At 65.7% G+C, this 26,836-nt stretch carries 24 protein-coding genes and 1 tRNA gene; 9 read left to right on the forward strand and 16 right to left on the reverse strand.

Features of this window, described 5'->3' with window-relative positions:
* Nucleotides 1-7: 7 nt before the first annotated feature.
* Together J7I92_RS04675 and J7I92_RS04680 are read left to right on the forward strand one after the other, a co-directional pair.
* Entirely contained in the window at nucleotides 8-742 is a 735-nt protein-coding gene (locus J7I92_RS04675; RefSeq protein WP_214837906.1) for a potassium channel family protein, read from the forward strand.
* Between the two features lie 572 nt (nucleotides 743-1,314).
* On the forward strand, nucleotides 1,315-2,250 hold the full coding sequence (locus tag J7I92_RS04680) for a LysM domain-containing protein (RefSeq protein ID WP_214837909.1): 936 nt from the start codon (nucleotides 1,315-1,317) through the stop codon (nucleotides 2,248-2,250).
* A 95-nt stretch (nucleotides 2,251-2,345) separates the two neighbouring features.
* On the opposite strand, the gene J7I92_RS04685 is transcribed toward J7I92_RS04680, so the two are convergent.
* The 3 genes from J7I92_RS04685 to J7I92_RS04695 form a co-directional block, all read right to left on the reverse strand.
* Nucleotides 2,346-2,771: a CBS domain-containing protein gene (locus J7I92_RS04685; protein ID WP_214837912.1), complete on the reverse strand. Its 426-nt coding sequence runs from the start codon at nucleotides 2,769-2,771 to the stop codon at nucleotides 2,346-2,348.
* 141 nt (nucleotides 2,772-2,912) lie between these two features.
* A tRNA-Tyr gene (locus tag J7I92_RS04690) sits at nucleotides 2,913-2,994 on the reverse strand.
* Nucleotides 2,995-3,155: 161 nt separating this feature from the next.
* Complete coding sequence (locus J7I92_RS04695; protein WP_214837915.1) at nucleotides 3,156-3,410, reverse strand: hypothetical protein; 255 nt, start codon at nucleotides 3,408-3,410, stop codon at nucleotides 3,156-3,158.
* A gap of 207 nt (nucleotides 3,411-3,617) precedes the next feature.
* Between J7I92_RS04695 and J7I92_RS04700 the strand changes: the two genes are divergently transcribed.
* Nucleotides 3,618-4,109 carry a YajQ family cyclic di-GMP-binding protein gene (locus J7I92_RS04700; protein ID WP_214837918.1) on the forward strand — a complete coding sequence of 164 codons (492 nt, stop codon included), beginning with the start codon at nucleotides 3,618-3,620 and terminating at the stop codon, nucleotides 4,107-4,109.
* 127 nt (nucleotides 4,110-4,236) lie between these two features.
* On the opposite strand, the gene htpX is transcribed toward J7I92_RS04700, so the two are convergent.
* Together htpX and J7I92_RS04710 are read right to left on the reverse strand one after the other, a co-directional pair.
* Entirely contained in the window at nucleotides 4,237-5,106 is an 870-nt protein-coding gene (gene htpX, locus J7I92_RS04705) for a zinc metalloprotease HtpX (protein WP_214837920.1), read from the reverse strand.
* Nucleotides 5,107-5,143: 37 nt separating this feature from the next.
* Entirely contained in the window at nucleotides 5,144-6,415 is a 1,272-nt protein-coding gene (locus J7I92_RS04710) for an MFS transporter (protein ID WP_214837923.1), read from the reverse strand.
* 116 nt (nucleotides 6,416-6,531) lie between these two features.
* Here J7I92_RS04710 and J7I92_RS04715 point away from each other — a divergent pair, with 116 nt between their 5' ends.
* The 4 genes from J7I92_RS04715 to J7I92_RS04730 all read left to right on the forward strand — a co-directional run bounded on the left by J7I92_RS04715 (nucleotide 6,532) and on the right by J7I92_RS04730 (nucleotide 10,108).
* Nucleotides 6,532-7,302 carry a hypothetical protein gene (locus J7I92_RS04715; RefSeq protein WP_214837926.1) on the forward strand — a complete coding sequence of 257 codons (771 nt, stop codon included), beginning with the start codon at nucleotides 6,532-6,534 and terminating at the stop codon, nucleotides 7,300-7,302.
* A gap of 30 nt (nucleotides 7,303-7,332) precedes the next feature.
* Nucleotides 7,333-7,797 (forward strand): Fur family transcriptional regulator, encoded by a 465-nt coding sequence (locus J7I92_RS04720; RefSeq protein ID WP_214837929.1) that lies wholly within the window; start codon nucleotides 7,333-7,335, stop codon nucleotides 7,795-7,797.
* A gap of 27 nt (nucleotides 7,798-7,824) precedes the next feature.
* Nucleotides 7,825-9,324, forward strand: a complete 1,500-nt coding sequence (locus J7I92_RS04725) for a catalase (RefSeq protein WP_214837932.1) — start codon at nucleotides 7,825-7,827, stop codon at nucleotides 9,322-9,324.
* A gap of 148 nt (nucleotides 9,325-9,472) precedes the next feature.
* Entirely contained in the window at nucleotides 9,473-10,108 is a 636-nt protein-coding gene (locus J7I92_RS04730) for a DUF2461 domain-containing protein (RefSeq protein WP_214837936.1), read from the forward strand.
* A 50-nt stretch (nucleotides 10,109-10,158) separates the two neighbouring features.
* On the opposite strand, the gene J7I92_RS04735 is transcribed toward J7I92_RS04730, so the two are convergent.
* The 8 genes from J7I92_RS04735 to J7I92_RS04770 form a co-directional block, all read right to left on the reverse strand.
* Nucleotides 10,159-10,764 carry a TetR/AcrR family transcriptional regulator gene (locus J7I92_RS04735; RefSeq protein WP_214837939.1) on the reverse strand — a complete coding sequence of 202 codons (606 nt, stop codon included), beginning with the start codon at nucleotides 10,762-10,764 and terminating at the stop codon, nucleotides 10,159-10,161.
* Between the two features lie 70 nt (nucleotides 10,765-10,834).
* A complete protein-coding gene (locus J7I92_RS04740; protein ID WP_214837942.1) occupies nucleotides 10,835-12,406 on the reverse strand; it encodes an amino acid permease in 1,572 nt (523 codons plus the stop codon).
* A gap of 173 nt (nucleotides 12,407-12,579) precedes the next feature.
* Nucleotides 12,580-13,017 carry a DUF779 domain-containing protein gene (locus J7I92_RS04745; protein WP_214837945.1) on the reverse strand — a complete coding sequence of 146 codons (438 nt, stop codon included), beginning with the start codon at nucleotides 13,015-13,017 and terminating at the stop codon, nucleotides 12,580-12,582.
* Nucleotides 13,017-14,039 (reverse strand): alcohol dehydrogenase AdhP, encoded by a 1,023-nt coding sequence (gene adhP / locus J7I92_RS04750; RefSeq protein ID WP_214837948.1) that lies wholly within the window; start codon nucleotides 14,037-14,039, stop codon nucleotides 13,017-13,019. Before adhP ends, J7I92_RS04745 begins: the two co-directional genes overlap by 1 nt.
* Before the next feature lie 134 nt (nucleotides 14,040-14,173).
* Nucleotides 14,174-15,697 carry an aldehyde dehydrogenase family protein gene (locus J7I92_RS04755; protein ID WP_214837951.1) on the reverse strand — a complete coding sequence of 508 codons (1,524 nt, stop codon included), beginning with the start codon at nucleotides 15,695-15,697 and terminating at the stop codon, nucleotides 14,174-14,176.
* A 154-nt stretch (nucleotides 15,698-15,851) separates the two neighbouring features.
* Complete coding sequence (locus tag J7I92_RS04760) at nucleotides 15,852-17,228, reverse strand: GAF domain-containing protein (RefSeq protein ID WP_214837954.1); 1,377 nt, start codon at nucleotides 17,226-17,228, stop codon at nucleotides 15,852-15,854.
* 227 nt (nucleotides 17,229-17,455) lie between these two features.
* Nucleotides 17,456-18,910: an FAD-dependent oxidoreductase gene (locus J7I92_RS04765; protein ID WP_214837957.1), complete on the reverse strand. Its 1,455-nt coding sequence runs from the start codon at nucleotides 18,908-18,910 to the stop codon at nucleotides 17,456-17,458.
* A gap of 65 nt (nucleotides 18,911-18,975) precedes the next feature.
* Entirely contained in the window at nucleotides 18,976-19,986 is a 1,011-nt protein-coding gene (locus tag J7I92_RS04770; protein WP_214837960.1) for a DNA topoisomerase IB, read from the reverse strand.
* A gap of 123 nt (nucleotides 19,987-20,109) precedes the next feature.
* Here J7I92_RS04770 and rarD point away from each other — a divergent pair, with 123 nt between their 5' ends.
* Nucleotides 20,110-21,186, forward strand: a complete 1,077-nt coding sequence (gene rarD, locus J7I92_RS04775; RefSeq protein ID WP_214838213.1) for an EamA family transporter RarD — start codon at nucleotides 20,110-20,112, stop codon at nucleotides 21,184-21,186.
* Between the two features lie 71 nt (nucleotides 21,187-21,257).
* Here rarD and J7I92_RS04780 read toward each other — a convergent pair whose 3' ends face one another.
* The 3 genes from J7I92_RS04780 to J7I92_RS04790 form a co-directional block, all read right to left on the reverse strand.
* A complete protein-coding gene (locus J7I92_RS04780; protein WP_214837962.1) occupies nucleotides 21,258-22,118 on the reverse strand; it encodes a universal stress protein in 861 nt (286 codons plus the stop codon).
* A 256-nt stretch (nucleotides 22,119-22,374) separates the two neighbouring features.
* The gene (gene gabT, locus J7I92_RS04785) at nucleotides 22,375-23,730 is read right to left on the reverse strand and encodes a 4-aminobutyrate--2-oxoglutarate transaminase (RefSeq protein WP_214837964.1); all 1,356 of its coding nucleotides are present in this window, start codon (nucleotides 23,728-23,730) and stop codon (nucleotides 22,375-22,377) included.
* Between the two features lie 48 nt (nucleotides 23,731-23,778).
* On the reverse strand, nucleotides 23,779-25,209 hold the full coding sequence (locus tag J7I92_RS04790) for a gamma-aminobutyraldehyde dehydrogenase (protein ID WP_214837966.1): 1,431 nt from the start codon (nucleotides 25,207-25,209) through the stop codon (nucleotides 23,779-23,781).
* Between the two features lie 167 nt (nucleotides 25,210-25,376).
* On the opposite strand from J7I92_RS04790, the gene J7I92_RS04795 reads away from it, so the two are divergent.
* On the forward strand, nucleotides 25,377-26,819 hold the full coding sequence (locus J7I92_RS04795) for a PucR family transcriptional regulator (RefSeq protein WP_214837967.1): 1,443 nt from the start codon (nucleotides 25,377-25,379) through the stop codon (nucleotides 26,817-26,819).
* Nucleotides 26,820-26,836 lie beyond the last annotated feature (17 nt).

The following is a 26,836-nucleotide window of genomic DNA, read 5'->3' on the forward strand; positions in this document are numbered from 1 at the left end:
TTTCCGCATGACGCAGCAACGCTACAGGGACATCGCCGAGTGGCCACTGATGGGGACGGCGCTCGTGTTCCTGGCAGCCTACGCCTGGCAGGTGATTGGCAATATCGAAGGGCGCCATGCCGGGCTCCTCGAAGGCGTCATGTGGGTTACTTGGGCCGTCTTCGCACCCGACTACGCCGCCAACCTGTGCCTCGCGGCCAACAGGAGGCGCTGGTTCGTCCTAAACCTGCACGAGCTCCTGATCGTCGCCCTCCCGTTTTTCCGGCCACTGCGGTTGCTCCGGCTTGTCACGCTGCTCTCCGTGCTGCAGCGTACCGTGGGCGAGACACTACGCGGGCGGGTAGTCACCTATGTCGGCGGCTCCGCGGTGCTGCTGGTCTTCGTCGGAGCACTGGCTGTCCTCGCCGTCGAACAAAATGCTCCCGACGCCAAAATCTCTACTTTCGGCGATGCAGCATGGTGGGCCATCACCACAATCGCTACGGTGGGCTACGGCGACCTTTTTCCCGTCACCCCGATAGGCCGTCTCGTTGCCGCGGCCCTCATGATGAGCGGCATCGCAGTGCTGGGTGTCGTCACAGCTTCCATCGCCTCCTGGCTGGTGCAGGGAGTGGAAGAAAACACGGAAGCGGCCGTCGACGCAGCTGAAGTCCCAGTCCGGGCGGAAATCCGAGAATTATTGGCGGAAGTCGCTGCACTGCGGCACGAGCTGGCGGAACTGCGTCGCCAGCGCGAGCCCTAGAACTTCCGGCAGCCGGCCGGATTCAATAGGCCAGTCATCCGGAATTAGCCTGGGGATGGCCGTCTTCCCGTTCATGAATGAATGAACATTTTCGTTGGTTTATTTGAAGAGCGTTTTAAGCGGCCAAATAATTATTCAGGATTACGAACTGCACGTGACCTGGCGGCAATCGCCCCCTGCAGACAAGGCGCCCAAGACTGTACACGCGCCTGACTGGGTAGCCTCCTGCGAAAAATGGAGTGTTCCCGCCGCGAAACAAATACTCCATTAGGTACGCGCCCCTAATGCTTGGGTGTTGCGCTTGCCGATTCGAGTATTACCCACTCGTGCGGTGGATATCCCCCATTCATAGACTCGATATTCCTAGGGCAAGCAGTATTCCGGAATTTTCACATTGCCACCGTCGTGGCCATGGGTCTTCTACCGTTCGGGCTTCCGCAACTCCTGATTTCGGCAGCTCTCTTCCTGCGCCCGGGCTACGGGCCGCACTCAAATGCGGTTCCGAGCCGGCGCACCACCGCCCTGGGGCTGCTCCCGTTTCACTCAAGGGCATTGACTCTCGGGGGGAACCGATGGATCAAAATGAGCTTAAAGACGGCGACAGCACTCCTGTCCCAACAACTACAAAAGTCCGCGGCACAAACGCCAGGCTGAGGACCATGCTGGCCGCCGGAGCCGTGGTGACGGCAGTTGCCGTGACAGCGGTGGCATTCACAGCCGCAGCCCAGACGTCACCAACCAGTGAGGCGCAGGCCGTCACGGCGCCGGCTGAAGCTGAGCAGCAACCCTCAGATCCGCCTGCGACAGGGCCGGCAACCGCTGGTGGCAGCACACCGGAGGCTGCAGTTGCCGCGGCTGCGGAGCCCGCTCCACCGGCGGCGCCGGCTGCCGAGCCGGCGCCTGCTGCGCATGCTCCTGCCCCCGAGCCCGCTCCTACTCCTGCGTCGGCTCCGTCCAATGAATACACGGTGGTGGCCGGGGATACAGTGGGCTCCATCGCTGCCCGCTTCGGCGTCGACGTGAACGTCATGCTGGCGGCCAACGGGCTGGGCGCGTACTCACCGATCGTACCGGGGCAGGTCTTGAAACTGACTGGCCCTGCCGTCGCAGCCCCGGTCGCGGTCCCCGCCGCCCCCGCCCCCGCACCGGCCGAGGCCCCGGCACCGGCACCTGCGCCCGCAGTACGGACCATCTACGTCGCTGGCGCCGGCGGCCAGGCAATGGTGGACGCCTGCATCGGCCCCATCCATTTCACCCCCACTGATGCTTATGCCGTGTTCATCACCGAGCACGACTTCTGCGGCGGGTGGGCAAGGTTCTCGGGAATCGGCGTCGGCGAAACTGTCAGCATTCCCGGCTATGGTACCTACACCGTAAGCGGACGGGGGCAGGTGCCAAACCCTGGCACCACCAACAATGTCTCGGCGGTTTTTGGCGGCTTCCCACGGATTATTCTGCAGACCTGCATCCCGGGAACCAACCAGATGCTGGTCATTGGCCTCAACTAACCCTTACGGAGCTTGTCCGCGGTTTCCAACCAGGAAGGTTGGAGCCGCGGACAAGGCCAGACGGGTGTGCGAGCACCGAAGTTACCGGGCTACACCTATACCCGGTTTCGCTCGGAAATGTGCTCCACCAGTTCGCCCACACGCTCCTCGGAGTAGTTGCGTGCAATGTCACCCTGGCTGATGATGCCCACCAACTTGTGGTCGGCGATGACCGGGAGCCGCCGGATCTGGTACCTCTCCATCATTTCGATGGCAGCATCAACATTCGCATCGGCGTCAATCCAGTGCGGCCGGCCCATTGCGAGTTCGCGGGCCATCATCTCTCGTGGATCACGGCCGGCTGCCACGCACTTGAGCACGATGTCACGGTCGGTGATCATGCCCTTCAACTTGCCGTCGTCCCCGCAGATCGGCAACGATCCGCAGTCCAGATCCAGCATCATCCGGGCAGCATCGGCAAGGGACTCGTTCTCGCGAATACACCGTGCATCCGTTGTCATGAATTCACGTACAGCACTCATTAGTCCTCCTTCATCGACTGGTTCATCGACGCAGGCATCGGGGCACATACGCCGATGCTGTCAGCCTACGCGCAGCCCGCACCGGCCTCAAGACGCAAAAAAGTCTCCGGAACCTGTTGGTTCCGGAGACTTTTCCTTGGGTGGCAGATGAGGGATTCGAACCCCCGTAGGCGTTGCCAGCTGATTTACAGTCAGCCCCCTTTGGCCGCTCGGGTAATCTGCCGAACTTCAAAAGAAGATCACTCGCGGCTTCTGTAGTCGGAACGGCTGTTTCCAGTTCGTTTCGCTTCCAGCAACCGCGGGCAAGACAACTTTACAGAACTTCTGCCGAAGAATCGAATCGAGGCGTGCAAGGCCCCAAATACCCCGGAAATCCGGGAGAAATCAGGCTTCACCAAGAATGCGTCCGGCCAGTTTCGCCTCGAACTTCGCGGCCTGCTCCTCGGTGATCTGGTTCAGCTGCACCGCCCGCATCAGGTCCGAGTGAACTCCGTCCAGACGGGAAGAAGCGTCAGCCACCGGGCTGAGGATGACCGAGGCGGCGACTGCGGCGGCGGCCACTGAGGTTGCCGCAGTGGCGAACGTGGCGGCTGCGGCTGCAGTCGAGCGGGTGACGTAGCGGACGGCTTTCTGGTGCATGTGCTTTCCTTCCGGGGCAACTCTTCCAACAGGTCCAACTCTGGAGGCCAACACTTCGTTCCCGCCATGTTTCCGCTTGGAGGGAACTGTGAATCCCACCGATGCTGCCGGGACGGGAGCCTTCACTTGCACGCCATCCGTACTAGGCTGGAATGCAGACAGACCGCCCTTCGCAGGGGTATCCAGGCAATCAGCAGGAGGAAAGTTATGGCAGGCGAATCCACATTCGACGTCGTCAGCAAGGTAGACAAGCAGGAAGTTGCCAACGCGCTGAACCAGGCGCAGAAGGAACTGACCCAGCGCTATGACTTCAAGGGCGTTGGCGCGGAAGTCGATTTCAGCGGCGAGAAGATCCTGATGAAGGCGAACTCGGAAGAGCGCGTGCTGGCCGTCCTGGACGTGCTGCAGTCCAAGCTCATCCGCCGGGGGATCTCGCTGAAGTCGCTGGACACCGGCGAGCCCTACGCCTCCGGCAAGGAATTCCGTCTGGAGGCCACCATCAAGGAGGGCATCGCCCAGGACCTTGCCAAGAAGATCAACAAGCTGATCCGCGACGAGGCGCCCAAGTCCGTCAAATCCCAGATCCAGGGCGATGAACTCCGCGTCACCTCCAAGTCCCGCGACGACCTTCAGGCCACCATGGCCCTCTTGAAGGACTTCGACGAAGCAGACCTGCAGTTCGTCAACTTCCGCAGCTAGCCTGCCCCGCAGCCCCATAGGACAGCGCAATGGGCTGAGGACAGCGAAACGGGCTGAGGACACCGGAATTCCGGCGTCCTCAGCCCGTTTCTGTGTCCTCACCTCAAAACGGGTACGACGGCGGCGCTCAGCTGGGCGGGCCGCCCGCCATGAGTTCCAGGCGGGCGATGCGGTCCTGCATGGGCGGGTGCGTGGAGAACATCTTGCTGAGCCCGCCGCCGCGGAACGGGTTGGCGATCATCAGGTGCGAGGCATTGACGAGCTTCTGGTCCTGCGGGAGCGGCACCATCTGCACGCCCTGATGGATCTTGCGCAGGGCTGAGGCGAGCGCCAGCGGATCGCCGGTGAGCTCGGAACCGTCCTCGTCGGCGTCGTACTCCCTGGTCCTGGAGATGGCGGACTGAATCACCATCGCGGCCATAGGGGCCAGCAACGCCATGGCGATCATCGCCAGCGGGTTGGAATTCCGCCGGTCCCCGCCGCCGAAGAACAGCAGCATCTGCCCCACCGAGGTGATCACACCGGCCACCGCCGCCGCCACGGACGACGTCAGGATGTCCCGGTTATAGACGTGCATGAGCTCATGGCCCAGCACGCCGCGCAGTTCGCGGACCGACAGGAGCTGCAGGATGCCTTCGGTGCAGCAGACGGCGGCGTTCTGCGGGTTCCTGCCGGTCGCAAACGCATTTGGCGCGGGCGTCGGCGAGACGTAGATCCGCGGCATGGGCTGGTTGGCACGGACCGAGAGCTCCCGGACGATCTGATAGAGCTGGGGAGCCTGCTGCTCAGTGACGGGGTAGGCCTGCATGGACCGGAGCGCCAGTTTGTCGCTGTTCCAGTACCCGTACGCCGTGGTGCCCACGCCCACCAGGGCCATCATCCAGATGGGTGTGGCACTCCGCGTGCTGCTGCCGATCACTGCGCCCAGGCCCAGCAGCACCGCCCAAAGTACCCCGAACAGGGCCGCGGTCTTCAGTCCGTTGTGGTGATTGTGCACTGTTCCTCCTCGCGAAGTTACTGCTCCGGTTCCGCTGCTACGGAACGGGATTCCGCGCGTCGTACTTAAGGAACCCCGACTGCCAGCGTGCCGCCGCCCAGGCCACGGCGATGCACAACAGGCCACCCAGCAGCAAAACCCAACCTTCACTCAAAAGTTTAGTGCCGCCGCCGGCGAGCACGTCGCCTATCCGCGGACCGCCCGCAACCACCACAATGAACACACCCTGGAGCCGGCCGCGAAGGTGGTCCGGGGTGGCGGCCTGAAGGATGGTGGTGCGGAACACCGCACTTACCGAGTCGGAAATACCGGCCAGGGCACAGCAGAGCGCCGCCGGGAGCAGCCACAGCGTCACACCGTCCGCCCCCGAGCGCCCGGCCAGCACCACTACCAGTCCAAATCCTGCGAAGGACGCCCCCCAGCCCATGACGGACCACACCACGGCGACTCCCTGCCGGCGGATCCCGCCCAGCGGCCCGGAGAACAGCCCGGCCAGGAACGCCCCTACTGCGACCGATGCCAGGAGAATGCCCACGGTGGCTTCGCCGCCGCCGATCATCACCGCACCGATCGCAGGCATCAGGGCCCGGGGCTGCGCGAAAATCATCGCCACCAAATCGATGATGAACGTCATGCGCAGGTTCGGACGCGTCCCCAAGAAGCGGAAGCCCCCCACCACCGACCGCAGCCCCGCGCGGTGCGCTTCCTTTCCGGGCGGCATGGGCGGCAGCTTCAGCAGGGCCCAGAACGCGAAGACAAAGCTCACGACGTCGAGCGTGTAGGTCCAGCCGAAGCCCACCCACGCAACCAGGACTCCGGCAAGGAGCGGACCGGCGGTCATGGACAGCCCGAAGCTGATCATGCTGAGGGCATTCGCGGCCGGGAGCAGTTCCGTGCGGACCAGCATGGGAATGATGGCGCTGCGGGCTGGCTGGTTGATGGCCTGAGCCCCGGACTGCACGGCCACCAGAATGTAAAGCAGCCAGACATTTCCGACTCCGAGCCACGCCTGCAGCGCCAGAACCGCCGTGGTCAGCCACAGCACACTGGTCGCCAGGAGCGCCACCTTGCGGCGGCCATGGGCGTCGGCAATGGAACCGCCCAGCAGGCCTCCCAGCACCAGGGGCACCAGCGCGAAAATGCTGAGCAGCCCCACGTACAGGCTGTCCTGCGTCAGCCGGTACACCTCCAGGCTGACGGCCACCAGTGTCAGCTGGCCGCCCAGGTTGGAGACGGCCGACCCCAGCCAAAGGCGGCGGAAGGCAGGGCTTTCGCGCAGCGGAGTGATGTCGGCCAGAAGTTTTCCCACCGGGCAACTCTAGCCGCGGGGGCCGAGGGAACCTGGCCATTTGCCCGCCGGCCCGCTGAGGCAGGCCTTTACCTTGATAGTCTCGGCGGGGAACACGACCGGGGGAAGGGGTTCGCATGCAGTTGTCCAGACGGCTGCTTTTCGGCTCGTCAGTATGGGAAGTCAGCCGGCCCCGCACTCCGCTGACGTCCGGCCACCTGCTGATCCGCCTCAGCGATCCGGCAACCGCACTCGACCACCGTTCGGCTGCGGCTTGGCTGCTGTGTCACAACGCCGCCCGCACGGCGCTGGCGGACGTCCTGGGAGCGGCCACCTGCACCCTGCTGTTTGCGCACCGCTGGCATGCGCTCGGTGCCGCGATCGGCGAACCCGCAGCGGAATCCTCCACCCCCACCTTCCACCTGTTCGGCCGCTGGGACGGGGAACCGGTCACCCCGTCGGAGCAGCTTTCCCTGCCGGCGCAGCGCCGTAAGCCGGTGCCGGACCAGGACCTGGACAAGTACGACGCCGGGCTGCGCACCGCGCTGCTGAAGGCCGCCACTGCCGCTGCGGGCAGTACGGCGGCAGGAAGCGGCAGCGGGGCGCCGCTTCCCGCCATCCGGTCGTGGACGCCGCCGGACGCTGCGGGTCCGCACCATACGGTCCTGGCACCGGAGCGGACCATCAGCTCAGTGGCGGACGTTACCCCGCCGGAGCTCCTTGCCCTGGCCGCGGCGCTGGAAGCTTTGGCGTTGCAACAGGCCGTGACCGGCTTCAGCTGCGTTGTTCCCGACACTGCACTGATGGGCCGGTTTGAACTGCACGCTCTGGGGCGCTCCGCAGGCGAAGCAGTCAACCCGCTCGAAAAGATCCTGCGGTCTCCGGAAATTAGCCAACCCTTATTGTGATTTAGTCATAATAAGTGCTTCAATGGGGCTATGACAGTTCACGAGGCCGGCCAGGATGCATGGGCAGCTGCCCTGCGCGCCCACGGCCGGCGGGTGACAAAGCAGCGGCTGGCGGTTCTCACCGCCGTCGAACGCCACCCGCATTCGCCGGCGGAAAGCATCCTTGCTGCCGCCCGCGAGGAACTCCCCGAACTGACCGCCCAGTCCGTCTACGTAGTCCTCGGCGACCTTACCGACCTGCACATGCTGCGCCGGTTCGAGCCGCCCCACTCCCCCGCCCTGTACGAGACGCGCGTGGGCGACAACCACCACCACGCCATCTGCATCAGCTGCGGGCGGGTGGAGGATGTGGACTGCGCCGTTGGCCATGCCCCCTGCCTCACCCCGCACTGGAACGACGACGCCAAGCCGATGACCATCCAGATCGCCGACGTCATGTACCAGGGCATCTGCCAGGACTGCCAGCGGACCCAAAAGCTACCCGAACGAAACTAAGCAAGAAACCCCACTAAAAGGAGAAAGATGACCCTGAACATCTCTGCGCCCGCTGTGTCTACCACGCAGTCCGGTGCTCCCGTCACTTCCGATGCACACTCGAAGGCTGTCGGCGCTGACGGCGCCATCATCCTGACCGACCACTACCTGGTCGAAAAGCTGGCCCAGTTCAACCGCGAGCGGGTGCCGGAGCGCGTGGTGCACGCCAAGGGCGGCGGCGCGTTCGGTACCTTCACCACCACCGAGGACATCTCCAAGTACACCAAGGCAGCGTTCCTGCAGCCCGGTGTGGAGACCGAGATGCTGATCCGCTTCTCCTCGGTCGCCGGCGAAAACGGCTCCCCGGACACCTGGCGGGACCCGCGCGGTTTCGCCGTGAAGTTCTACACCTCCGAGGGCAACTACGACCTCGTGGGCAACAACACCCCGGTGTTCTTCATCCGCGACGGCATCAAGTTCCCGGACTTCATCCACTCCCAGAAGCGCCTCCCCGGAACGCACCTGCGCGACGCGGACATGCAGTGGGACTTCTGGACGCTGTCCCCCGAGTCCGCCCACCAGGTCACCTGGCTCATGGGTGACCGCGGCCTGCCGGCCTCCTGGCGTGAAATGCAGGGCTACGGCTCGCACACCTACCAGTGGATCAACGCCGAAGGCGAACGGTTCTGGGTCAAGTACCACTTCAAGTCCAACCAGGGCGTCAAGACCATCACCGGCGACGAAGCCGAAGCACTGGCCGGTGCGGACGCGGACTTCTACATCCGCGACCTGTCCGAGAACATCGCCGCCGGCAACTTCCCGTCCTGGGACCTGCACGTCCAGGTCATGCCCTACGAGGACGCCAAGACCTACCGGTTCAACCCGTTCGACCTGACCAAGGTCTGGCCGCACGCGGACTATCCGCTGATCAAGGTCGGCACCATGGAACTGAACAAGAACCCGGAGAACTACTTCGCGCAGATCGAACAGGCCACCTTCGCGCCGTCGAACTTCGTGCCGGGCATCGCCGCGTCCCCGGACAAGATGCTCCAGGCCCGCATCTTCTCCTACGCCGACGCACACCGCTACCGCGTTGGCACCAACCACGCCCAGATCCCGGTGAACCAGCCCAAGAACCTGGTCAACAACTACAGCCAGGACGGCGCCGGACGCTACCTGTACAACGCACCCTCCGTTCCGGTCTACGCACCCAACTCCGTCGGCGGCCCGGCTGCAGTCGAGCCGCAGAACCCGGCCGGCGGCTGGGAGAACGACGGCGAACTGACCCTCGCCGCGCACTCCCTCCACTCCGAGGACAGCGACTTCGGCCAGGCCGGCACCCTGTACCGCGAGGTCTACGACGAGGCCGCCAAGGCACGCCTGCTCGAAACCATCACCGGTGCAGTGGGCGGTGTGAAGAGCCCGGGCATCAAGGAACGCGCCATCCAGTACTGGACCAACGTCGACGCCGGACTCGGCGCCAAGCTCCGCGCGAACCTCGGCGCAGGCCAGGGCGAGTCCGCTGCTGAAGCAGCAAACAAGCTCTAAAGCCCTCCCAAACGGAGAGGCGCCCCGGCGCCACTGGCTGTCTCCACGAAACACCCCGCTGCGGACCATCCGCGGCGGGGTGTTTCTGTTTCCACATACGGGGAGCCGACCACTGGCCGTGCTGCAGGGGCGGCCTTAGGCTCCGTACATGGATACATTCGTGGGCATCCCCGCCGCTGCCTTCGGCTTCTACGCCGAGCTTGAGCAGAACAACAACCGCGAGTGGTGGCTGGAACATAAGCCCCGCTATGAGACGCTCGTCCGGGAACCGCTGACGGCCCTGCTGGCCCGGCTTGAGCCGCGGTTTGGCCCGGCGAAGATTTTCCGGCCCAACCGGGACGTCCGCTTCTCGGAGGACAAGTCCCCCTACAAAACGGCCCAGGGGGCAGTGGCGTCCTTCCAGGAGGGCGTGGGGTACTACGTGCAGCTGAGCGCAGAAGGCCTGCTGGTGGGTGCCGGCTGCCATTCCATCTCGCCCGCCCAGCTTGCCCGGTACCGGAACTCGGTTGATGCAGCCGGCACCGGCGAGTCCCTGGAACAGATCATCCGAAGAGTCGCGGACGCCGGCTTCACGGTGGAAGGGGAACGGCTCAAGACCGTTCCGCGGGGCTTTCCGCGCGAGCACCCCAGGGCGGAGCTGCTCAAATACAAGTCCCTGTCAGCGGGCCGGGAGCTGGGTGAACCCGAGTGGCTGTCGACGCCTGCTGCCGCTGATGAGGTTGGCAGGCTGTGGGAACAGCTGCGTCCGCTCGTCGAATGGGTGGGCCGCCATGCCGCACCCTGAAGGGCGCGCTGCGAGGCACCGCCCACTAAGGGGCCCCGCCCCCTGAGGGGTCAGACGTGCTGGCCCTCGGTGGCCAGGCGGTGCTCCAGGTTGGAAAAGAACACGGCCACCATCAGTTCGAAGGCCCGGGTGGCTTCCTCGGGCTGGTTCATCACCACAAAATCGAACTGGAGCCCGTAAAAGGTGGAGGTGAACAGCCGCGCGTCTGTTTCGGCGAACTCCGGCCGGATGCCCTGCACCACCAGCCAGTCCCGGGCCTTTTCGTGGAGCATGCGGAAGTTGTCCTGGGCTGTACCGCGCGGCGAGGCGGCCACGACGTCCTGCGCCGTCGCCTCGAACTCGAGCCGGGCCAGGTGCCGGTTCCGCTGGGCCATGGTCCATTGCCACGACTCCATCAGGAAGGACCGCCAGGCGTCCCGGTCGATGTCGCGCACATCCGTGGTGCGCATGCTGTCCAGCCGCGACTCGATGGAAGCGATGATTTCGTTGACCAGTTGTTCCCGGTTGCCGAAGTTGTAGACCAGCACGTAGGAGCTGATGCCCAGGCCGTCCGCCAGGCTCCGGAACGTTAGCTCAGCCAGGGTCTTGTCCATCAGGTAGTCCTGGATGGCGGACAACAATTCGAGCTTTCGCTCCGGTTTAACTGCTCTGGCCATGACTCCATCTTATGGAGTCATGGCCAGAGAGCAGTTTCAGGAGGAGGGGCCCGCCGGACCCGCACGCGCGTCAGCTGCGGCTGAGCGCGTCCTCGTCCTCGTCCTCAGGAGCGGCATCCGCCCCGGCATCCGCCCCGGCATTCGTGGCCCCGTTGACGGCGGCCTTTGCCTGGGCGAACTTCTCATTCAGCCGCGAGTGGCGCTGGCCGTAGGAGAAGTAGATGGCCACGCCGATGACCAGCCAGATGGCGAAGAAGATCCAGGTCTCCACAGCAAGGTTGGTCATCAGGTACAGGCACAGCAGGGCCGATACCACCGGGAGCACCTTGCCGAACGGCACCCGGAAGGCCGGCCTCAGGTCGGGGCGCTTCTTCCGCAGGACCAGGATGCCCAGGCTCACCATCACAAAGGCGGACAGCGTGCCGATGTTGATCATTTCCTCCAGCAGGTCCACGTTGGTCAGGCCGGCCACGAGGGCCACTGCCGCACCGCAGATCACCTGCAGCCGGACCGGCGTTCCGCGGGTGCTGGTCTTGGACAGTGCACGCGGCAGCAGGCCGTCGCGGCTCATGGCCAGAACCACCCGGGACAGGCCCATAAGCAGCACCATGATCACCGTCGTGAGGCCCACCAGTGAGCCGAAGGCAATGACCTTGGCGGCGTCGGTGTTGCCCACGGCTTCGAAAGCGGTGGTGAGGGTGGGGTTCTTCGCCTCGGCCAGCTGCGTGTAGGAGACCATGCCGGTCAGGGCGAGGGACACCAGGATGTAGAGCACGGTGACGATTGCCAGGCCGCCGAAGATGCCGCGCGGCAAGGTCTTCTGGGGGTTCTTGACCTCTTCAGCGGAGGTGGCAACGACGTCGAAACCGATAAAGGCGAAGAAGACGAGTGCCGCCCCGGCAAAGATGCCCAGCGTGCCGTACTGCGCCGGAACGGCTCCGGTCAGGAAGCCGAAGAAGGACTGCTTGAGAACGTCGGCGCCGCCGGCGGAGGCAGTCGGCTCGGAGGCGGGCACGAAGGGGGCGTAGTTTTCGAACTTCACGTAGGTGAAGCCGACCACGATGACGAACAGGACCACGCCGATCTTGATGAGCGTGAAGATGTTGCCGACCCGCGCGGACAGCTTTGTCCCCAGCACCAGGAGCACGGTGAACACGGCCACGATCAGGAAGGCGCCCCAGTAGAGGTCGATCCCGCCGAGGGAGAGGGCGGGCGGAATGTCCACGCCCATCAGTGCGAAGACCTTGCTGAGGTAGATGCCCCAGTACTTGGCGATTACGGCGGCGGCGGTGAACAGCTCAAGGATGAGGTTCCAGCCGATGATCCAGGCCAGCAGCTCACCCATGGTGGCGTAGGTGAAGACGTAGGCGGAACCTGCCACCGGGATGGCCGTGGCAAATTCGGCGTAACACATGATGGCCAGGGCGCACGTTACTGCGGCGATGGCGAAGGAAACCGTCACGGCGGGGCCGGCGAAGTTCGCGGCGGCCTTGGCTCCGACGGAGAAGATGCCGGCGCCGACAGCAACGGCGACACCCATGATCATCAGGTCCCACGTGCTCAGGGAACGCTTCAGCTTGCGTCCGGGTTCATCGGCGTCAGCGATGGACTGCTCAATGGATTTCGTCCGGAAAAGGTTCATTGGAAAGTCCACAATCTCGATAACTTGTTGGAAACAGACTTATCAAGCGTAGTGTCCATCCAGTGGACGGCCATATTTATCCCGAATAGTGAGACGAAGAAGCGCGAACGTACAGTTGGGGCCGCTCGCATGAGGGCCCCAACTGTTCGTTCGCGCTCGTAGTGCGGAGCCGCTCAGGCCGGCCAGTCCATCAGCGTGGACCGGATGAGGAACCGCTTGCCTTCCGGCGCCTCAACCGAGAATCCGCTCCCGCGCCCCTGGACCACGTCCACCGTCAGGTGGGTGTGGCTCCAGTAATTGAACTGCTCCCGGGACATCCAGAACTCGAGCGGCTGGCCGGCGTCGCCAGCGTCACCGGGCGCGCCGCCGTCGTCGTCGATAGACAGATCGAACCGCCCCAGGAGGACGTCCGCCTCCGCGGTGACGAAGTCCCCCGCGGGGTAGCACATCGGCGACGAACCGTCGCAGCAGCCGCCGGACTGGTGGAACATCAGGGGCCCGTGCTGGCCCCAGAGCTTCCGCAGCAGCGAAACCGCTTCGGCGGTGAGCGCCACCCGGGAGAAGTCCTCCCCGGGCAGCGTCACGGCGGCATCCAGCCTGGCGTCGGGCATCAGAACCTCAGCACCACACGGCCGTCGATCTTGGCGTGCTTCATCTCGTCGAAGACCGCGTTCACCTCGGAAAGCTCCCGGGTGGACACCGTGGGGTGGATCTTGCCCTGGGCGTAGAAGTCGAGGGCTTCCTCCAGGTCCTGCCGGGTTCCCACAATTGAGCCGCGGACGGTCAGACCCTTGAGCACAATCTCGAAGATCGGTGCCGGGAAGTCGCCGGGCGGCAGGCCGTTGAACACAATCGTGCCGCCCCGGCGGGCCATTCCGATCGCCTGACCGAAAGCTGACGGGTGCACTGCCGTGACCAGGACTCCATGGCAACCTCCTGTTTCGCGCTGGATGACTTCCGCCGGGTCCTCATGGAGGGCGTTGACGGTGAGTTCCGCGCCGTGTTTCTTGGCAAGGGCGAGCTTGTCGTCCGCGATGTCAACGGCCGCGACCCGCAGGCCCATGGCCACGGCGTACTGGACGGCGATGTGCCCCAGGCCGCCGATGCCGGAGATTGTGACCCACTGGCCGGGCTGGGCCTCGGTCATCTTCAGTCCCTTGTAGACGGTGACGCCGGCGCAGAGCACCGGGGCAACCTCCACGGGGTCCGAGCCGGCCGGGATCCTCGCAGCGAAGCGGCTGTCGACGAGCATGTACTGCCCGAAGGAGCCGTCCACGCTGTAGCCGGCATTTTTCTGGGCCTCGCAGAGCGTTTCCCAGCCGGTGCGGCAGAACTGGCAGTCGCCGCAGGCGGACCAGAGCCAGGCGTTTCCTACCAGGTCGCCGACAGCGAGGTCCGTGACCCCCTCGCCAAGGGCCACCACTTCGCCCACGCCTTCGTGGCCAGGGACGAAGGGCGGCGAGGGCTTCACCGGCCAGTCCCCTTCCGCGGCGTGAAGGTCGGTATGGCAGACCCCGGTGGTGATGACCTTGACCAGCGCTTGTCCGCGCTCCGGGGTGGGAACGGGGATGTCCTGGATCTGAACTTCTTTTCCGAATTCGGTTACTACGGCTGCTTGCATTGTCGTCGTCATTGGCGAAATCCTTGCGTCGTTAGGCGGGTGTTGAGTGGAGCGGTGAGGTTTTGCTGTCTTCCTGAGGGGTGGCCAGGCGTGGTGCGGGCGGGAACGGATGCGTGCAATCCGTCCCCGCCCGGGTTCAGAGCGGCTTAGAAGAAGCCGAGCTTGTTTTCGTTGTAGCTGACCAGGAGGTTTTTGGTCTGCTGGTAGTGGTCCAGCATCATGGCGTGGTTTTCACGTCCGATGCCAGAGGACTTGTAGCCGCCGAACGCGGCACCCGCCGGGTAGGCGTGGTAGTTGTTGACCCACACGCGGCCGGCCTGGATCTCGCGGCCTGCCCGGTAGGCAACGTTGCCGTTGCGGGACCAGACTCCGGCGCCGAGGCCGTACAGGGTGTCGTTGGCGATCCCCATGGCGTCGTTGTAGTCGCTGAACTTTGCCACCGAAACCACGGGGCCGAAGATCTCTTCCTGGAAGATGCGCATCTTGTTGTGGCCCTCGAACACGGTGGGCTGGACGTAATAGCCGCCGGCCAGCTCGCCTTCGAGCTGCGCGCGGCCGCCGCCGGTGAGGACCTTGGCGCCTTCCTGCTTTCCGATGTCGATGTAGGAAAGGATCTTTTCGAGCTGGTCGTTGGAGGCCTGCGCACCGATCTGGGTGTCGGTGTCCAGCGGGTTGCCCTGGATGATCTTCTCCACCCGGGCCACGGCGTCCGCCATAAAGGATTCGTAGATCTCTTCCTGGACCAGGGCCCGGGACGGGCACGTGCAGACTTCGCCCTGGTTGAAGGCGAAGAGCGTGAAGCCCTCCTGCGCCTTGTCGTAGAACGCGTCGTTGGCCGCGGCGACGTCATTGAAGAAGATGTTGGGGCTCTTGCCGCCCAGTTCCAGGGTGACCGGGATCAGGTTCTGGCTGGCGTACTGGCTGATCAGGCGGCCGGTGGTGGTTTCACCGGTGAACGCGATCTTGCGGATGCGCGGGCTGGAGGCCAGCGGCTTTCCGGCTTCGACGCCGAAACCGTTGACCACGTTGACCACACCGGCGGGCAGGATATCGCTGATGAGCTCCATCAGGACCAGGATGGACGACGGCGTCTGCTCGGCCGGCTTGAGCACCACGGCGTTGCCGGCGGCCAGGGCCGGGGCGAGCTTCCACACGGCCATCAGGATCGGGAAGTTCCACGGAATGATCTGGCCCACGACGCCGAGGGGCTCGTGGTAGTGGTAGGCGGTGGTGTCGTCGTCGAGCTGCGAAAGCCGGCCCTCCTGGGCGCGGACGGCGGAGGCGAAGTAGCGGAAGTGGTCGGCGGCCAGCGGGATGTCAGCGTTGAGGGTTTCGCGGACCGGCTTGCCGTTGTCCCAGGACTCGGCAACGGCGAGCATTTCGACGTTCTCGTCGATGCGGTCGGCGATCTTGTTCAGGATGGCGGCGCGCTCGGCAACGGAGGTCTTGCCCCAGGAGGGGGCGACCTTGTGGGCGGCGTCCAGTGCCAGTTCGATGTCCTCGGCCGTGCCGCGGGCCACCTCGCAGAACGCCTTGCCCGTGACCGGGGTGATGTTCTCGAAGTACTGGCCCTTCACGGGGGCCACCCATTCGCCGCCGATCCAGTTCTCGTAGCGGTCCTGGAATGTAACCTTCGAACCCTCGGTACCGGGCTGTGCGTAGACAGTCATTGCTAGCTCCTTTGCTGTGCAAGATGGCTGGCCGCCTGTGCTGGCGGCCGCCGTTGCATTCAGCGTAGGAGCGGGGAGGTTGCAGCCAGGTTGCAACAGCGTGACACCGGTCACGATTGGTCACGGGCGTGTCAGGCGCTAGCGCCGTTCGGGCTTAGGCGCTGAGCTCCGTTTCCAGCCGCTCCAGATCGGCAACGACGGCGGCCCGCTTGGGCGAGCGCGGCGGCAGGAGCTTCAGCGCGGCAGTGCGGACGCCGACGTCGTTCTTTGCTTCCGGCAGTTCCGCGTACTTCAGCAGCGCTTCCGCGCTGCCGTCGGTAAGCAGTGCTTCGCGCAGCAGCGAGGAGACGCGGTCCCTGAGGTCCACGATGCCCGGCGCTTCCGAGCGGGGCAGCACGGCGCCGCGGTAGATTTCCAGGGCGATGCGGTGCGCGCCACGCTGCAGGCAGTTGAGCACCTGACTGGAATCGGGCATGAGGTCCATGGGCAGCCGGTAGGGGCGCGAGCCGGGGACGGCGTCGGGGCTGAGCTGCTGCAGGACCTTGCGCAGGCGCACCATCTCCGGGCGGAGCGTCATGGAGGTGCCGTCGCCCGGGTACAGCAGGGTGCAGAGCTCCTCGGCGCTGAGCCCGTCCGGGTGGATGCTGAGCAGGGCCAGGATTTCACTGTGCCGGGCCGAGAGCGCCACGGTGCGGCCCTCGATGCTGAGCAGGGCCTGGTCCCGGCCCAGCAGCTGAAGGCTGTTGCGGTACAGGCTGCCTTCCGCAGCGGAACCGGCGCCGTCAGCTCTGCGGGCAGCCAAAGCCGGGGTCCGCCGTCGTGCGGGTGCTGCCTGCCGGACGGCCGCCAGCTGGAGCCGCTCAACCCGCAACTGGGCCTGGGCCGCGGCAACCGTCGCCTCCACGAGCGAGAGCGTGTGGGGTGCGACGGCGGACTCGGTGCCGGTAATGTCCACAACGCCGAGCAGGGCGCCGGAATCCGGATCGTGGAACGGGACGGCCGTGCAGCTCCACGGGTGGACCGAGCGCTTGTAGTGTTCCGCGCCGGAAATCTGGATGCTGCGGCCCACGGCGAGCGCCGTGCCGGGCGCGCTGGTGCCGACGCTGGCCTCGGACCAGTCGGCGCCGGCAACGAACATCATCCCTTCGGCCCGGCGTTGCATCACGGCGTCGCCCTCCACCCACAGGAGCCGGCCCACCTCGTCGCCAACGGCAACCAGCAGGCCGCTATCGTGGCTGGGCAGGACCAGGAGCTTGTGGATCACCGGCATGATGGTGGCCAGCGGGTGCTGCCGGCGGTATTCCTCCAGCTCTTCCCGGTCCAGGGCAAGGGGCGCCTCGGGGTTGTCAGGGTTGGCGCGGAGCTGGGCCGAACGCTGCCAGGATTCCTCGACGAGGCTCCGCAGTCCGGGCACGTGCCCGGTGTTCGAGCCAAGCAGCTCGTGGCCGGCAAGGGCCTGCCGCTGCAGCAGTTTTGCGGCGTCGCTGCTGTCAGCCCTGCCCGGGACAGCCGGATGCATCGTATTGCTCATTGAACTCCCCTGCCGGCACAGCATTGTGCGGGCGCGACGGCGTGCGGTGGCGTGGTCCGGCCAGTCTAGTGGCCACCCTCCCCCGCCCGCCAGAGGAGTTTTTGTCCACCTAATGGCCTTTCGAGGGCGCATAAGTCGCGATAAGTGGACAAAAACTCGAATCGGCGGGAGGTGTGTCCGGGTTGAGTGTTCGGCGTTAGTAAGCGGTTGCGGTTGCGTGTCCGGGGTTAGTCGCCGGCGTTGCGGGAGATAAGGATCATTTCCTCGCGCGGCACAACCTTGACGCGTTCACGCACGACGCCGGTGTCCGCCCGAGCTTCGGTCCACGCCTTTCCAAGGGCTGCTTCGTGCGTGTCCAGCCTGTTCCAGCCCTCCCAAGTGGTGTACTCGACGCCGCGCTCTTCCAGCAGGGCGATGATGGCATGCGGGTCCGGGTTCTGCGCCGGCGGCAGCGTCAGGCGGTCCTCGAGCAGGCAGCCAATGGTCTCCAGGGCGTCGCCCTTCGTGTGCCCGATGAGACCCACGGGGCCGCGTTTGATCCAGCCGGTGGCGTAGATCCCGGGAACCGGCTTGCCCTCCGCATCCAGGACCCGGCCGCCCTCGTTGGGGATCACTCCGGCCCTGGCGTCGTATTCGAGCTCATCCAGCGGCGAGCCGTGGTACCCGATGGCCCGGTAGACGGCCTGGACGGGGTAGTCGATGTACTCGCCGGTGCCTTTAACGTGACCGGTGCCGTCCAGCTGCATCCGCTCAAACTTGATGCCCGCCACCTTGCCGGTGCCCGCATTGTTGCCGGCGCCGTCGTAAATCTCCACGGGGCTGTGCAGGAAATGCAGGTGGAGCCGGCGGGAGGACGGCTCTTCGGCTTCGGCGTGCTCTTCCACCAGCCAGTTGGTCATGGTGTTCACCATGGTCTTGGTCTGGTTGTTGCTCCGGATGGCTTCATCGGAGGCTTCGTCGAACTCAAAATCCTCCGGGTAGAGCACGATGTCCACGTCCCTGGCGTGGCTCAGCTCGCGCAGCTCCAGCGGAGTGAACTTCACCTGGGCCGGGCCGCGGCGACCGAAGACGTGCACGTCGGTGACCGGGGACTTTTTCAGCCCCTGGTAGACGTTCCCCGGGATTTCCGTGGACAGCAGCTCGTCCGCGTGCTTCACCAGCATGCGGGCCACATCCAGTGCCACGTTGCCGTTGCCGATCACCGCGATTTCCTTGGCATCCAGCGGCCATTCACGCGGCACGTCAGGGTGGCCGTCGTACCAGGACACAAAGTCGGCACCGCCGAACGATCCTTCGAGTTCAACGCCGGGGATGTTGAGGTCCGCATCCTTGACGGCGCCGGTGGAAAAGATCACGGCGTCATAGAACGCACGGAAATCGTGGAGTTTCAGGTCGCGGCCGTACGTGACATTCCCAAGGAAGCGGATGTCGCCGCGGTCCAGGACCTTGTGGAGGGCATTCACGATGCCCTTGATGCGGGGGTGGTCCGGTGCCACGCCGTAGCGGATCAGGCCGTACGGGGCAGGGTAGGCCTCGAACAGGTCAATGCTGACTTCGAAGTCGCCGCCTTTGACCTCATTGGATTTGGTCAGGATGTCCGCGGCATAGACGCCGGCCGGTCCGGCGCCGACAATCGCGACACGGAGGGGACGCTTGGGGGTGGTTTCGGCCGAGTTGGACACGGGAGCCCTTCTGAAACTGAGAGACTGCGCCAGGCAGTTAGCGCACAATGCCTCATTCTAAATGGTCAGACTGCTTTGCCCCTGGAGCCGTTCATGGAAACGAGGTCGCCTTCCCGGTACAGGAGCGCGCGCAGTTCCGACTCGGCCGAGTCCGTCCTCCGCGGGTCGATGGTCTCCCCCGCGGCAAAGTGGTCCAGCAGCCGCGGGTCCACATAGCTTTTCCGGGCGATCGACGGCGTGTTCCCCAGCGCCGCCGCGGCGTCCTGCATGGCCAGGCTGATCGCCCTCTTTCTGGCTGCAGCGGTCTTCTGCGGTCCCGTCAGGGCAAGGCTGACGGCGGCGGCAACGGTTCCCCGCAGGGTGCGGAAGTCCTTGGCGGTGAAGTCACCCCCGGTACGTTCCTTCACATACTCGTTGATCTCGGCGCTGGTCACCGGATGCCAGCTGCGCCCGTTCCTGTAGGCAAGGAGCCGGGCGTTGGGGCCGCGGCGCTTGAGGGTGCGGACCAGAGCGGCGAGCTCGGGGTTTTTGATCTCAGATTCCCAGGTCTTCCCGCTCTTGGCCGGAAAACTCAGCAGCAGGCGATCCTGCTTCACTTTCACGTGGGCGCAGAGCAGGGTGGCCAGGCCGTGGCTGCCGTTCTCGTTCGTGTATCGCTCGGACCCAACCCGCAGCGAACCGCTGTCCAGCATCCTGAACGCGCCGGCGAGGACGCGTTCGCGGGTTATCCCGTCGCTGCGGAGGTCCCGCGTGACCAGTCTTCGGGCAGTCGGCAGGGATTCGGCGAGCTGGAGGGCGCGGTCAAACTTGAGCCGGTCCTTCTTTTCGCGCCAGGCCGGGTGGTAGATGTACTGCCGGCGGCCCACGGCGTCGAGTCCTGTTGCCTGGATGTGCCCGTTTTCGTAGGGGGCGATCCACACATCTGTCCAGGCGGGCGGAACGCCGATGCTTTCCAGCCTTTCCCGGACCGGACCCCGGGGCAGCGTGGATCCGTCCAGGTCCCGGTACGTAAAGCCGGCGCCCGCCGCCAGACGCCGGTAGCCCCTCCCCGAGGCGTTGCTGTGGCGGAGCCTCATGGCCCGGCCGACTTAGGTTGCACGTTCATATAGTAAGCCTACTGACTAATGCAAGGCCCTGTCCGGTGACGGCCCGCAACTGGGTACCGTTGCTGGCGGAATACGCCCGGCGGGGGTGGTGTTATTGATCTTGTGCCTACACCCGACGGAACCGCCCCCGCTGCCCTGACCACTCCGGGCAGCACCCCTGCAACTACCGGACATTCAGGTGCTCAGCCGCCCCGCCCCGGCGTCGTACTTAAGGCAGTGGACAAGGACACGACGGCGGGCGTCATCTTCGGAATCGGTGCCTACGGCCTGTGGGGGCTGCTGCCCCTGTACTTCTTCGCCCTGCAGCCCGCCGGTGCGGTCGAAATCGTGGCCAACCGGGTGGTGTGGTCGCTCATTTTCTGCACGCTGCTGATCACGGTCACCCGCTCCTGGCGCGTCCTTGCGGCAGCATTCCGGGACCGGACCGTCCTCGGCACCCTCTCCATCGCAGCGGCGCTGATCGCCGTGAACTGGCTGACGTACACCTACGGAGTGACCACCGGCCAGGCCGTCGAGGCGTCCCTGGGCTACTTCATCAACCCGCTCGTCTCGGTGCTGCTGGGCGTATTCGTGCTGAAGGAGACGCTGCGGCCGCTGCAGTGGGCCGCCGTCGGAATTGGATTCGTCGCGGTGGTGGTGCTGACGATCTCCTACGGAAAGCTGCCGTGGATCGCGCTGACACTCGCGGTGAGCTTCGGGCTGTACGGCTTTGTGAAGAAGCGGATCGGTCCCAAGGCCGACGCCATCACCAGCCTCACGATGGAAACCGTGGTGCTGGCTCCCCTTGCCGCCGCCACTATGATCTTCCTCGCTGTCAGCGGGGCAGCCACCCTGGGGACCGAGGGCTCTGGGCACTTCTGGCTCTTGGTCGCGTCTGGTGTGATCACGGCCGTGCCCCTGCTGTTCTTCGGCGCATCGGCCCGGCGCCTGCCCATGACGACGATCGGCCTGCTGCAGTACTTCGCCCCGGTGCTCCAGTTCATCGTGGCCCTAGTGGTGTTCCGGGAAACCATGACCCTGGACCGCTGGATCGGCTTCGGCGTGGTCTGGCTGGCACTGCTGGTGCTGACCGTGGACATGGTGGCGGCCGCGCGCCGGAGTGCAGTGGCCAGGAAGCGCCTCGCCGCCCACCCCCTAAGCGCGGCCAAGCAAGCGCGAACGGACACTTAAGCCCCGCCGCCCCGCGCCCCGCGCCCGCGCGCCGAGCGCTCTGTACCGGCAGTCCCACCGCCGCGGAAGGCTTAGGGGCTGTCCGTGCGCTCGTAGTCGCGCGGGATGACCACCATCGGAACGGGCAGCGCGCGGAGCACTTTGTTGGCTGTGGTGCCGATGAACAGCTTGTTCTTCTCAGCCAGGCGCGAGGATCCCACGATCAGGATCTCGCTGTCGTCCCATTCGAGGTCGTCAATGCACTCCTCGATCGTGCGGCCGTGAGCCACCTCCACGGACGCGTTGTGGCCGTCGGGAAGCCGGTGCGACGCTTCGGTGAGCACGGTGTTTGCATGGATGTGCGCGGCGTTGACCACTTCCCCGCTGTCCCCTTCGGCGTCGAGCTCCACAAGGGAGACCATGCGGAGCGGCACGTCGCGGCGCTCGGCAGCGCCGATGGCGACGTCGATCGCGGCGTTTGCGCCCGCACGCTGACCGACCGCGAGGGTCAGCCGGGTGATGGCCTCGGTCCCCCGGTAACCGCGGGGAGCCAGCGCCACCGGGGCCGGCGAGGCGTGCAGAAGCGCGTTGGCAACGCTGCCGATCGTGTGCCGCTTGAATAATCCGCTGCTGGCCGCGCCCACCACGATGAGTCCGGCCTCGTATTCGACGGCGGCATCGATCAGACCCGCCGCCAACGAATCGGCATGGCGCACGTGGAACTCGACGGGGACGTCCTCCGGGACCAGGCCCAGCCCCTCGCGCTGCGCGTTCACCACCGCCCGCTCCGCGGCGATGTCATGGCCGGTGGCCACCTCCTGCGCAGCGTGCAGCCCCTTGTCCACCACAAAGACGAGGTCCAGCCGGGCGCCCTGTGCACGTGCCAAGGCGGACGCTAGCGCAACGGCATCCGCGCCGCGTTCGTTTGGTGTGTAGCCGACTACGTATCGCATGGGTAAACCCCTTGGGTCTGGGGCAGAATCCAGCCTGGCTCGGGGTTCCCGGGCGACGTCGGCCGGTCTGCGTTCCTGCAGTGGTACTGCAGACTCTACCGGAGCGAACGACGGCGGGCCGGGCACCTTAAGGTACCCGGACCGCCGTCGATCTCCACCCCCGCGCGAACGGGCAGATAATGCCCCGACGCGCGGCGTTTGGGGGCCTTATCTGCCCGTTCGCGCTCGAGGGTTCGCGTTCTGGTGCCGCCTGGAGCTACGCGTGGGCCTTGATGGCCGCGGCGAGGACCTCGAGGCCGTCCAGCAGCAGCTCATCGCCGATAACCAGCGGCGGCAGCAGGCGGATGACGTTGCCGTAAGTGCCGCAGGTGAGGATGATGACACCCTCCTTGAGGCAGGCGGCGGCCACGGCCTTGGTCAGCTCCGGGTTCGGTTCCTTGAACCCCGCCTGCACCAGTTCGATGGCCAGCATGGCGCCGCGGCCGCGGATATCGCCGATCACGGAAACGTCAGCTGCGAGCTCGCGGAGCCGGCCTGTGGCCAGTTCCTCGATGTGCTTGGCGCGGGCGTTGAGGTCGTACTCCTCCATGGAGCCGATCGACGCGAGAGCGGCCGCGCACGCCACCGGGTTGCCGCCGTACGTTCCGCCCAGGCCGCCCGGGTGGACGGCGTCGAGCAGGTCGGCGCGGCCGGTGATCGCCGAGAGCGGCATGCCGCCGGCGATTCCCTTGGCCATGGTGATGATGTCCGGGACAACGCCCTCGTGGTTCACGGCGAACCATTCGCCCGTGCGGCAGAAGCCGGACTGGACCTCGTCGGCGATGAAGACGATGCCCTTGTCCTTCGCCCAGGCGGCGAGTGCCGGCAGGAAGCCGTCGGCCGGGACGATGAAGCCGCCCTCGCCCTGAATCGGCTCGATGATGATCGCGGCCACGGACTCGCCGCCGATCTGCTTTTCGATCATGGTGATGGCGCGCTTGGCGGCCTCGGCACCGGTGATCGAGGGGTTCTCCTCGCGGTACGGGTAGCTCATGGGCATGCGGTAGACCTCGGGCGCGAAGGGGCCGAAGTTGGTTTTGTACGGCATGGCCTTGGCGGTCAGCGCCATGGTCAGGTTGGTGCGGCCGTGGTACGCGTGGTCAAAGGCGACGACGGCGTCACGGCCGGTGGCCAGGCGGGCCACCTTCACGGCGTTTTCCACAGCTTCGGCGCCGGAGTTGAACAGCACCGTGCGCTTTTCGTGGTCGCCAGGGGTGAGGCGGTTCAGCTGCTCGGCGACGGCCACATAGCCCTCGTACGGGGTGACCATAAAGCAGGTGTGGGTGAAGTGCTCCACCGCTTCCTTCACGGCGCCGACGACGGCGGGATCGGACGCGCCGACGCTGGTCACCGCGATGCCCGAGCCGAGGTCGATGAAGGAGTTGCCGTCGACGTCGTGGATGATGCCGCCGTCAGCGTCGGCAACATAAACGGGGACGCCCGAGGCGACGCCTGCGGCCACAACGGCCTTGCGGCGTTCGGCCAGTGCCAGGGACTTGGGGCCCGGGAAGTCCGCCTGGATGTTGCGCTTCTGCTCAAGGCGGTAGGTGATGTCATGGGCGGTTGCTGTCATGGGAATGCCTTTCGGAAAGCCGGGGAAGAGTTGGGGTTTGCAGCTGAGTCATGCATCCAGCGCGCTCATCACGTGCTTGATCCGCGTGTAGTCCTCAACGCCGTACATGGAGAGGTCCTTGCCGTAGCCGGACTGCTTGAAGCCGCCGTGCGGCATTTCGGCGGTGAGCAGGATGTGGGTGTTGATCCACACTGCGCCAAAGTCCAGGTCGCGGCTGACCCGCATGGCCGTGCCGTGGTCGCTGGTCCAGATGCTGGAGGCAAGGGCGTATTCGACGTCGTTCGCGAGGTCGACCGCTTCGGCTTCGGTGCTGAACTTCTGGACGGTGATGACCGGCCCGAAGGTTTCCTGCTGCACCACGTCATCCGTCTGCTTGGCGCCGGTGATGATGGTGGGTTCGAAGAAGAAGCCCTTCTCCCCCGCGCGGTGGCCGCCGGTGACAATCCTGCAGTTCTCCGGCAGGTGCTCCACCACGGACGTCACCGCTTTGAAGTGGTTGGCGTTGTTGAGCGGGCCGAAGTAGTTGTCTTCGTCGTTCTGCGATCCGGTGTGCAGGGTCTTGGTGTGCTCCACCATGGCTGCCACGACGTCGTCGTGAACGGAGTCCTCCACCAGCACCCGGGTGATGGCCGTGCAGTCCTGGCCTGCGTTGAAGAAGGCGAACTCGGCGATGGCCGCGGCGCTCTTCTTGATGTCGGCGTCCTTGAACACGATAGCCGGGGCCTTGCCGCCGAGCTCCAGGTGGGCGCGCTTGAGGCCCTTGGCGGCGCCGGAGGCGACAGCGATGCCGGCCCGGACGGACCCGGTGATGGAGACGAGGCCGGGGACCTTGTGGTCCACCATCATGGCACCGGTTTCGCCGGTGCCGAGGACGACGTTGAGGACGCCGGCCGGGAAGATGTCCTTGGCCAGTTTGGCCAGTACCAGGGTGGATTCCGGGGTGGTGTCCGAAGGCTTGAGCACCACGGTGTTGCCTGCCGCGAGCGCCGGGCCGATCTTCCAGATGGCCATCAGGAACGGGTAGTTCCACGGGGCGACCTGGGCCACGACGCCGATGGGTTCGCGGCGCACGTAGGAAGTGTGGCCTTCGAAGTACTCGCCGGCGGACTTGCCTTCGAGGATGCGGGCGGCGCCGGCGAAGAAGCGGAGCTGGTCGGCGCCGGCGGCGACTTCCTCGGAGGCAATGAGGCTGCGGACCTGGCCGGTGTTGCGGTGCTGGGCTTCCACGAGCTCGTCGCTGTTGGCTTCGACGGCGTCGGCAAGCTTGAGGAGCATGAGCTGGCGCTGGCCCGGGGTGACGTGCTTCCAGGTCCGGAACGCCTCGCTGGCGGCGGTCATGGCGGCGTCGACGTCGGCCTGCACGGAGATGGGGGACTTCGCCACCACCTCACCGTTGGTGGGGTTCACGATGTCCAGCAGTCCGGTCCCGGCTGGCGTGACGAATTCGCCGTTGATGAAGTTCTGCAAGGTTTGGACCACGGTGTACAACCTCTTTCATGCTGGGTTCTTCAGCCGGTTCTGCAACGGGCTGTGTCTTGCGATTGCTCACGAGCCTATGCCAGGGCCGATACGGAGGGAATAGCCACCTGCACACCATCTCCGGAACCCTTTAGTGCGGTTGACCAGCGCCCGGTTATCCTGAGTTCATGGCAATCTCCCTCGCCGCCCTGCTGGGCGTCCATTCGCTCAAGCTCGTCAAATCCGGCCTGGCGGAGACCACCTGGCACCAGGACATCCAGTGGGTTGCCGTCACGGAGCAGGAGGACCCGCAGCGCTTCCTTAACGGCGGTGAACTGGTGCTCACCACTGGCATGCGGCTGAAGTCCGCGGCGGACCAGCGCCGCTTCGTGCGTCAGGTCCAGCGGGCGGGCGCGGTGGGGATCGGTTTCGGGATCGGATTGACGCACGACGCCGTTCCGCCGGCGCTGATTGCCGAGGCCAACCGCTGGGGCCTGCCTGTGGTGGAGGTCCCCTATGAAACTCCGTTCATCGCGATCACCAAGCTCGTCGCGGATGCCCAGTCGGCGGACCACTATTCCAAGCTGGAACGGCTCATCGCCGGCCACCAGATCCTGGCCCGCGCCCTCCTGACCGGCGGCGGCCTCGCCGAGCTCCTCAAGAACCTGGGTTCCATGCTGCGGACGGACATCGTCCTGACCCAGTTCACCGCCCAGCTGTACAACAGCGTGCCCGGCAATCCGGCACCGACGGCGGACACCTGGGCGTCCTACCCAATCCCCACCGGACGCAGGGATGCGTGCACGCTCTGGGTCCGGCAGCCCTTCGAGGATTCCGGCATCGTGGGCTACGCCCAGAACCTGATCAGCGTGGAACTGAACAACATGGTGAAGCAGCGGCAGGCGCAGCGGGCGCTGTCCGGCCAGGTCCTGGAGGACGTGATCCACGGGACCCTCGACGCCAGCGAGGCATCCCGCCGCCTCGCCGGCATCGGCGTCAACAGCACCCGCAAAAGCGTGGTCCTCCTCGCCGAGTCCGCGGCGCACCCCAAACAGTTGGCTAGTTCATCGGTGCCGCGGCCGCTGGAGCACGGAGTGACCGCCGTCGTCGGCAAGGACCTGATCATCGTTGTCCAGGACGACGGCAGCGGTGCCAGCGTGCTCGCAAAGAGCCTCAGCGACCATCTGGCCGAGGCCGGCATCCACGCCACGATCGGCATCGGCGGCGCGTACACGAAACCAAATGGGCTGCGGTGGAGCTACTTCGAGGCCCGGGATGCCGCAAGCCACGGCCTGCCGGTCAACGAGCCCGAGCGCCTCAGCCTGACGTCGCTCCTTTTGGCGAGTGAGGACGTCCCGCTCGCGGACATGGCGAATGAGTCCCTCAACCCGCTCCGGAACTTCGACGCCCTGCACGGGGCCGAGCTGATGACCACGCTGGAAAGCTACCTGAACAACAACGGGTCGGTCGCCGCCGTCGCCGAAGCCCTGACGCTGCACCGCAACACGGTGCGTTACCGGCTGGCCCAGATCACCGAGCTGACCGGCTACGACCCCTCCCAGACCCAGGACCGGGTCCAGCTTTGGCTGGCGCTTGCCGTGCAGCGGCTCTCCCAGCGGCAGCAGGGCTAGCAGCGGCACAGAGATGT

Source organism: Arthrobacter sp. ISL-72 (assembly GCF_018613755.1).
Lineage (GTDB): Bacteria > Actinomycetota > Actinomycetes > Actinomycetales > Micrococcaceae > Arthrobacter.